Origin of the sequence: Rhodococcus sp. OK611, assembly GCF_003050885.1 — a bacterium.
In the GTDB taxonomy this organism is placed as follows: domain Bacteria; phylum Actinomycetota; class Actinomycetes; order Mycobacteriales; family Mycobacteriaceae; genus Rhodococcus_G; species Rhodococcus_G oryzae.
Genome location: NZ_QAOZ01000015.1, coordinates 170,374 through 177,878, shown reverse-complemented (window position 1 = coordinate 177,878; position 7,505 = coordinate 170,374). Strand labels below are relative to the sequence as shown.

The 7,505-nt window shown below is 69.5% G+C and carries 9 protein-coding genes and 1 pseudogene; 4 read left to right on the top strand and 6 right to left on the bottom strand.

Going from position 1 to position 7,505, the window contains the following annotated elements; all coding sequences use genetic code 11:
• Positions 1-92 (bottom strand): annotated as a pseudogene (locus C8K38_RS19905) (superoxide dismutase); the annotation flags it as partial.
• Between the two features lie 121 nt (positions 93-213).
• Here C8K38_RS19905 and C8K38_RS19900 point away from each other — a divergent pair.
• On the top strand, positions 214-681 hold the full coding sequence (locus C8K38_RS19900) for a GtrA family protein (protein ID WP_097213128.1): 468 nt from the start codon (positions 214-216) through the stop codon (positions 679-681).
• A gap of 40 nt (positions 682-721) precedes the next feature.
• On the top strand, positions 722-1,621 hold the full coding sequence (locus C8K38_RS19895; RefSeq protein WP_257017627.1) for a hypothetical protein: 900 nt from the start codon (positions 722-724) through the stop codon (positions 1,619-1,621).
• Positions 1,622-1,635: 14 nt separating this feature from the next.
• Here C8K38_RS19895 and C8K38_RS19890 read toward each other — a convergent pair whose 3' ends face one another.
• Positions 1,636-2,805 carry a S1C family serine protease gene (locus tag C8K38_RS19890; protein WP_097213126.1) on the bottom strand — a complete coding sequence of 390 codons (1,170 nt, stop codon included), beginning with the start codon at positions 2,803-2,805 and terminating at the stop codon, positions 1,636-1,638.
• A gap of 209 nt (positions 2,806-3,014) precedes the next feature.
• Between C8K38_RS19890 and C8K38_RS19885 the strand changes: the two genes are divergently transcribed.
• Positions 3,015-3,554 (top strand): pentapeptide repeat-containing protein, encoded by a 540-nt coding sequence (locus tag C8K38_RS19885; RefSeq protein ID WP_097213125.1) that lies wholly within the window; start codon positions 3,015-3,017, stop codon positions 3,552-3,554.
• A gap of 12 nt (positions 3,555-3,566) precedes the next feature.
• Here C8K38_RS19885 and C8K38_RS19880 read toward each other — a convergent pair whose 3' ends face one another.
• From C8K38_RS19880 to rfbA, 4 genes are read right to left on the bottom strand one after another with little or no spacing between them, the layout of a single operon-like run.
• The gene (locus tag C8K38_RS19880; RefSeq protein ID WP_097213124.1) at positions 3,567-4,397 is read right to left on the bottom strand and encodes a glycosyltransferase family 2 protein; all 831 of its coding nucleotides are present in this window, start codon (positions 4,395-4,397) and stop codon (positions 3,567-3,569) included.
• On the bottom strand, positions 4,394-4,888 hold the full coding sequence (locus tag C8K38_RS19875) for a GtrA family protein (protein ID WP_306455747.1): 495 nt from the start codon (positions 4,886-4,888) through the stop codon (positions 4,394-4,396). The genes C8K38_RS19880 and C8K38_RS19875 overlap by 4 nt, the downstream gene beginning before the upstream one ends.
• A gap of 40 nt (positions 4,889-4,928) precedes the next feature.
• A complete protein-coding gene (locus C8K38_RS19870) occupies positions 4,929-5,534 on the bottom strand; it encodes a dTDP-4-dehydrorhamnose 3,5-epimerase family protein (protein WP_097213122.1) in 606 nt (201 codons plus the stop codon).
• Positions 5,535-5,537: 3 nt separating this feature from the next.
• Positions 5,538-6,413, bottom strand: a complete 876-nt coding sequence (gene rfbA / locus C8K38_RS19865) for a glucose-1-phosphate thymidylyltransferase RfbA (RefSeq protein ID WP_097213121.1) — start codon at positions 6,411-6,413, stop codon at positions 5,538-5,540.
• Positions 6,414-6,475: 62 nt separating this feature from the next.
• On the opposite strand from rfbA, the gene rfbB reads away from it, so the two are divergent.
• A complete protein-coding gene (rfbB, locus tag C8K38_RS19860; RefSeq protein ID WP_097213159.1) occupies positions 6,476-7,501 on the top strand; it encodes a dTDP-glucose 4,6-dehydratase in 1,026 nt (341 codons plus the stop codon).
• Positions 7,502-7,505 lie beyond the last annotated feature (4 nt).

Below are 7,505 nucleotides of genomic sequence, written 5' to 3'. Positions count from 1 at the left end.
TTGTCGTGGTGCAGCTCCATGATCTTGCCGGAGATGTGCGGCTCGAGGGCGGCGTAGTCGTAGGGCAGTTCAGGCAGCGAGTAGACAGACACGAGATGCTCCTTTAGCGGTTGACGTGAACCCGATCCTGCAACCTCAACCGCACTGGAGGTCCAGGGGTTGTGTGAGAGGTCACGCGCGCGCACCGGTGGCGGCGTCGCCTACTCTCGACCGGTGTCCGGAACCGCCAGCGCCCCCGAGCCGCACCTGCCGCTACCCGTCGAGCTGCCCCTCGTCGACGAGCCGGGCGGCACCGATGTGGACCTCAAGACGCAGATGGTGCGCTTCATCGCGACGGGTGGGTTGTCCGCGGTCGTCGACTACGGGCTGTACACGCTGTTCCTTGCGCTCGGGCTGCCGCGCTTCGTGGCCAAGTCGATCGGCTTCGTCGCGGGCACCAGCACCGCGTACCTGATCAACCGGCGCTGGACGTTCAAGGCGCCGCCCAGCCGCGCCCGATTCGTCGCGGTGGTGGCGCTCTACGCGGTGACCTTCGCCGTGCAGGTCGGGCTCAATGAGCTGATGAACAACGTGTTCGCGGACGAGTGGTGGCGGACCCCGCTGGCCTTCGTCATCGCGCAGGGCACCGCGACGGTGATCAATTTCGTCGTCCAGCGCGCGGTCATCTTCAAGATCCACTAGCGAACCGGTTAGCGCGGTCACGCTGTGACACGCTGTCCGCGTGGAACACAATCGGTTGTGGCCGATCGCGGACAGGGCGTCTCGGATGTGGTGGCGCACGGCGGGGCGTCCCGTTGACCTGGGCGGTGACCACGCGTGGCTGACGGCACCCACCTCGGCGGCGGGCGTCGTCCGGGACCACTGGCTTCCTGCCGAGGCGGAGCGACTCGGCGGAGCGCTCATCGCCGCGGATGCCGACGCCGGACTGCTGCCGGACATGGAGTGTCTCGCCGGACCCGGATTCGACCCCGAGCGGCTCGATCCGGCGATCCGGGATTTCTACGAGCACACCAGCCAATGGCGGATGGAGATCTGGACCAAGTGGTCACCGTTGTTCGCGCCGGCCGGATCGATCATCGGCCGGTTGTACGGCAAGCGGGTGCAGCAATTGGCACTCCCGGTCGATCCGCTCGCCGCGGCGCACGGGGTGGACACCACGATCACGAAAGTGGTTGACGGCGAAGGCAACCACGCCGGCTCGGCCTGGTTGCGGACGCTGCGCGGTACGGGCGACTTCATGTACAGCGGGTACTACCGCAGCGCCCTGCTACCCGGACACGACCGGCCCAGTATCCACGTGAGCTTCCCGCTGGAGCACGGCAATGTCCAGGTCTTCCTGCGCCCGCAGAACGGCCCCGACGGGTCGCTGCTCCTGGAGTCCCCGGCAGGCGAGTTCGGTGCCGACGGCGCCTATGTCACCGTCCTCGAGCGGGGGCGCCACTATGCGGCCCGGGTCCCGATCCGCGAGGAGTTCCGCATCTACGTCGACACCGAAGGCGTCCTCCGCACCGACCACGTGCTGCGGATGTGGCGACGGGTGGCGATGCGGCTGCACTATCGGCTCGATCGGGTATCCGCGCCTCGCGAGGCGCCCGTCGTGCGTTCGGAAGCCACCGGCTGAGCTGGAGGGGCAGGTCACCGAGGCGGACCGGTGGTCAGCACGATCGTCGCGGACCGCGACCCGCCACTCGCGTCGGTCCACCCCAGTTCGATGCGATCGCCTGGATGCCGGGCGACCATCATCGCGGTGAGTTCGGCCGCGGTCCGGATCGGCTTGCCGTCGAAGGTCGTGATCACGTCGCCGCGCACCAGCCCGGCCCCCTCGGCAGGCGTGCCGTAGCTGACCGCGACCACCCGGGCGCCGGGGACCGTGACGGAGTCGCTGACGCTGATGCCGAGCAGGGCCGTCGGCCCGACGTGCACCGTCTCCGAGCCGCGGCCCTCGCGGACCTGGTCCACGACCGCGATCGCCTCGTCGATCGGGACCGCGAACGACTTGATCTCCCGCGGCGGTGCGGGTGTCGGCCCCTCGTCGTGCGAGACGGCGGTGCCCGCGGTGCTGACCCCGATGACGGAGCCGGTGGCGTCGACCAGCGGCCCGCCCGAATCGCCCGGCCGGATGTCGGCGTTCACCTCGATCAGGCCGGACAGCTTGTTGGTCGAGCCGTCGGCCGAGTCGCGCGCGGTGACGGATCGGTTCAGGGCGGTGACGATGCCGCCCGCCGCCAGCGGGACGCCAGCGCCCTCGGCGTTGCCGATGGCGGTCACCGGATCGCCGGTCCGTACCGCGGCGGAGTGGCCGAGCGCGGGCGTCGGCAGCCCGGTGGCGCCCGCGAGTCGCAGCACCGCGAGGTCGCGGGTCCGGTCGTACCCGGCCACCTCGACGTCGTAGCTAGCGCCGTTGCCCTGGTTCACCGCCATGATGTCGGTGGCGCCGTCGATCACGTGATGGTTGGTCAGGACGAGGCCGTCCGGGGTGAGCACGATGCCGGTCCCCGCGATCTCGCGCCAGCCGACGCGGGAGATCAGGTGCACGGTCGTCGGCGCCACGCGTTGGTGGATCTGTTCGGGGGTGAGCAGGATCGGCGGCGGTGGTGCTGGTGGCGGAATCGACTGCGGGGTCGCGACTTCCGGGGCGACGACGCCCGATTGTGCCGGGGCGGGAAGCTGGTTCGGCGGGTCCGAGGCCAGGCGTTGGCCGGCGAGCAGGCCTGCGGTGACGGCCGCTGCGACGGCCAGGATCGCCAGCGTCCGGCGGGCACGGCGACGCTGCGGGGTGGTCCGGTCGCGCTCGGTCCTGGTCATGTCCACCCAGCATCCGGAGGGGGCTCTGGTCGGCGTGGTGCGGTCGTTCAAGATTACGCGGACGGCCCATGCGCGGTCGGGCGTTTGGCGCCCCGCTTCACTGCCGGACTCGCCGAATAGTGCCGATTTCGGCAGTTCGGCGCGGTTGCGGCGGTAGCGTCCCTGGCGCGTGCACGTTCATTCGTTGCGAACCGGGGAGGGGCACTTCCATGGAGGTCACATCGAAGGGGAGGTCGCGTCGTCTCGCTCGGGCGACGACCATCGCCCTCGCATCGGCGCTCGTGACGGCCGGCTCGGCAGGTATCGCCGTCGCGTCCACCGGCCCTGCTGCGCCCGGCGCCGCGCCGCCGACGGGCCTGGCGGAGTTCGCGGACTCGCTGACCCACCCCGCCATCGGCAGCCTGAACACGGGCTTCGCCGGGCTCGGCAGCCTCGGGCTCACCTTCGATTCCGGCAGCGCGGGATCGTCCAACAACGGCCCCGACAACACCGGCTCGCAGAACACCGGGTCCTACAACACCGGCTCCGACAACGTGGGGTCCGCGAACACCGGATCGGGCAACATCGGGTTCGCGAACACCGGCTCGGGCAATGTCGGGTTCGGGAACACGGGATCCGGCAACGTGGGGTCCCTGAACACCGGCTCGCTCAACACCGGCTCGGGCAACACCGGCATCCTGACCGAGGGAATCCTCGTCACCGGACTGGGATCGGTCGGCTTCGGATCCCTTGGCATCAACTGGAACTGAGCGCCTGCTCGGTCAGCCCATTCGTCGCTTGAGCACCATGTACACGGCGCGGCGCATGAACGAGGTGCCCAGAGCCTTGGCGTTGCCGATCCGCACGTCCATCGCGGACAGCAGTCCCGGTTCGGCCGCCCGCAGCGCCTCGTGGAAGGCCGCCGCCTGGGAGGCCTGCTGGCGCGCCAGCCGCACGCTCCACTGGCCGGCGTTGATGCGGAACGACGCGAGTGGACGGGGGATCGCCACGACGTCGCCGTGCAGGGCGACGCCGACATAGGTGGCCTCGTCGATCAGGTACGGGTTGGCGTCGTCCCACCAGCCGATCTTCTCGAGCACGGCCCGTCGCATCAGCACGCAGCCGGGCTCGCCGAAGATGTTCGCTCCCGCGGTCACGGCCCGCCGTGCGGCGACCCGACCGCTGACCGGCCCGGACAGGCCCGCCAGTCCGCGGGCGGCGAGCACGGTCTTGCCCGCCGCGTCGACCAGGGTGCGCTGCGAGGCGACCAGCACCGTCTCCGGGTGCTCGTCGAACGCGGCCACCTGCTCGGCGAGGCAGGTCGGGAAGATCGTGTCGTCGCCGCACACCAGCTTGAGCAGGTCGCCGTTCGCGGCCTGGCTGACGCGGTCCCAGTTGGCCTTGGCGCCTCCACCCGCCGGGGTGTTCAGGATCGTGACGCGGGGGTCGTCGGCGTAGGGGGCCAGGGCGGCGAGGGTGCCGTCGCTCGACGAGTGGTCGGCGATGATCAGCTCGAAGTCCTCGAAGGTCTGTCCGAGGATCGAGTCGATGGTTTCGGCGATGTAGTCGGCGTTGTTGTACGCCGGAACGACGACGGAGACCCGAGGCGTCATGCGGAACCAGACCTTTTCTTTCTACTGAAGGAGAAATCTCGATACCCGAAGAAGCTCGCGGTCGCGGTCACCGCGGTGATCGCGATCTGCGCCGGGATCGGCGGGAACCCGAACACCGACACCGCCAGCGTCATCAGGGCCATGTTGATCGCGAAGGCGCCGAAGTTGACCACGACGAACCGCCACAGGTCACGCAGCAGGTGCCCGCGGACGCGGAACACCAGGTAGCGGTACATCGCGAACGCGCACAGCACGTTGCACAGGTAGCCGGCGACGATCGCGAAGTGGTAGCCGAGCTGGTCGCCGAGGGCGAGCTGCCAGACGATGAACCAGGCCGTGCCGAGCGCCGTGTTGAACCCGCCGACCAGCAGGAAGGCCAGCCCCTGGTTCTTCACCAGCCGCATCAGCGGTCCGGCGCCGCCCGACATGCCCGCGGGCGGGGTCGCCTCGGCGGTGCCCGAACTCGGGTCGTGGGGACCTCGGTCGGTCAACTGGTGGTCCTTCATCGCTGGTGGTACTGCCCGGTGCACCCTACCCGAGGGGTTGGGTACCGGCGCCGAACCGCGGCAGCAGCCCGGACTCGAGCGCGGCGGCGAGCGACGGCGCGGCCGCGTCCTTGTCGGAGAGTCGGAACTCGAACTCGGTGCCGTCCCGGCCCGCGGTGGGCCAGTCGATGCCGACCTCCGGATCGAGCGGATCGATGCCGTGCTCGCGGCCCGGCGCGTACCCGGTCGAGCACAGGTAGACGACGGTGGAGTCGTCCTCGAGCGAGAGGAACGCGTGTCCGAGACCCTCGCTCAGGAACACCGCACGGCGGTCGACGTCGTCGAGCAGTACCGCGTCCCAGACCCCGAACGTCGGCGAGCCGACCCGCAGGTCCACCGCGACGTCGAGGACCGCGCCGCGGACGCAGGTCACGTACTTGGCCTGGCCGGGCGGCACGTCGGCGAAGTGGACGCCCCGCAGCACGCCTGCCGCGGAGACCGAGCAGTTGGCCTGCTGCAGGTCGAGGGTGCGGCCGGTGGCCTCGGTGAACGTCGGGTCCCGGAACCACTCCAGGAACACCCCGCGGTCGTCACCGAGCTGCTTGGGGGTGAACTCCCAGGCGCCGGGCACTTTCAGTTCGCGAAACTGCATTCCTCACCATTCCTTGCCGCGGTCGAGCAGACCGAGCAGATAGTTGCCGTAACCGGACTTGACGAGGGCCTCGGCCCGCACCCGCAGCTCGTCGTCGGTGATGAAGCCCCGCCGCCAGGCCACCTCCTCCGGCGCGCCGATCTTCAGGCCCTGCCGCTCCTCGATGGTGCGTACGTAGTTCGAGGCGTCGAGCAGCGAGTCGAAGGTGCCGGTGTCCAGCCACGCGGTGCCGCGCGGCAACACCTCGACCTGCAGCCGGCCCGCCTCGAGATAGGCGCGGTTGACGTCGGTGATCTCGTACTCGCCGCGTGCCGACGGCGACAGGTCGCGGGCGATCGACACCACCTCGTTGTCGTAGAAGTACAGCCCGGGCACCGCGTAGTTGGAGCGCGGCCGCTGGGGCTTCTCCTCCAGCGAGATCGCGCGACCGTCGCAGTCGAACTCGATCACGCCGTACGCGGTCGGGTCGGCGACCCAGTACGCGAACACCGCGCCGCCCTCGATCTTCTCGAACCGCGTCAGCCGGGTACCAAGGCCGGGTCCGTAGAAGATGTTGTCGCCGAGCACCAGCGCGGCGGAGTCCGAACCGATGTGCTCGGCGCCGAGCACGAACGCCTGCGCCAGCCCGTTGGGCTCGGCCTGCACCTGGTAGGTCAGGGAGACACCGAAGCGGGATCCGTCCCCGAGCAGCCGCTGGAACTGTTCGGCGTCCTCGGGGGTGGTGATCACCAGGATGTCGCGGATGCCTGCCAACATCAGCGTCGACAGCGGGTAATAGATCATCGGCTTGTCGAACACGGGCACCAGCTGCTTGCTGACCCCGAGCGTGATCGGATGCAGCCGGGACCCTGTTCCACCGGCCAGAATGATTCCGCGCATAGCGGGCAGTGTTCCAGTGTTCGGTTCCCTGGCAAACTCCGGCCACCGGTATCGTGCGGACCGTGAAGCTACTCGTGACCGGCGGTGCTGGATTCATCGGCGCCAATTTTGTCCAGCAGACCGTCGACGAGCGGCCCGATGTGGAGGTGACCGTCCTCGACGCGCTGACCTACGCGGGCAACGTCGAATCGCTGGCGCCGGTCCGGGACCGGATCGAGTTCGTCCAGGGCGACATCGCCGACGCCGACCTGGTCGACCGGCTGATCGCCGGGACGGATCTCGTCGTGCACTTCGCGGCGGAGTCGCACAACGACAACTCGCTGGGCGATCCGTCCCCGTTCGTGCGGACCAACGTGATCGGCACCTTCACGCTGCTGGAGGCCATTCGCAAGCACGGCGTGCGCTACCACCACATCTCCACCGACGAGGTGTACGGCGACCTGGAACTCGACGACCCGGCGCGGTTCACCGAGGCCACCCCGTACAACCCGTCGAGCCCGTACTCCTCGACGAAGGCGTCGAGCGACCTGCTGGTGCGCGCCTGGGCCCGCTCGTTCGGCATCTCCGCGACCATCTCGAACTGCTCGAACAACTACGGGCCGTACCAGCACGTGGAGAAGTTCATCCCGCGGCAGATCACGAACGTCCTCGACGGTGTCCGGCCGAAGCTCTACGGTCAGGGCCTCAATGTCCGTGACTGGATTCACGTCGAGGACCACAACCGCGCCGTGTGGACGATCATCGAGCGCGGCACGCCGGGGGAGACCTACCTGATCGGCGCGGACGGCGAGGTCGACAACCGCACCGTCGTGCGGACCATCCTGGAGTTGCTCGGCAAGGATCCGGACGATTTCGACGCGGTCACCGACCGGCCGGGCCACGACATGCGATACGCCATCGACGCAACCCGGCTGCGCACCGAGCTCGGCTGGCAGCCGCGATACCGGGACTTCCGCTCCGGCCTGGCCGCGACCGTCGACTGGTACCGCGACAACGAGCAGTGGTGGCGTCCGCAGAAGGACGCCACGGAACGGGCCTACGCCGCGGCGGGCGAGACGGTGCTGGGGTCCGCCGACCCGGCGAGCTGACCCG

Excerpts from the sequence above, each read along its gene's own strand:
- C8K38_RS19880 (WP_097213124.1), bottom strand. The coding sequence starts at position 4,397 with ATGACGCCTCGGGTCTCCGTCGTCGTTCCGGCGTACAACAACGCCGAC.
- rfbA (WP_097213121.1), bottom strand. The coding sequence starts at position 6,413 with ATGCGCGGAATCATTCTGGCCGGTGGAACAGGGTCCCGGCTGCATCCG.
- C8K38_RS19885 (WP_097213125.1), top strand. The coding sequence starts at position 3,015 with ATGGAGGTCACATCGAAGGGGAGGTCGCGTCGTCTCGCTCGGGCGACG.
- C8K38_RS19890 (WP_097213126.1), bottom strand. The coding sequence starts at position 2,805 with ATGACCAGGACCGAGCGCGACCGGACCACCCCGCAGCGTCGCCGTGCC.
- C8K38_RS19870 (WP_097213122.1), bottom strand. The coding sequence starts at position 5,534 with ATGCAGTTTCGCGAACTGAAAGTGCCCGGCGCCTGGGAGTTCACCCCC.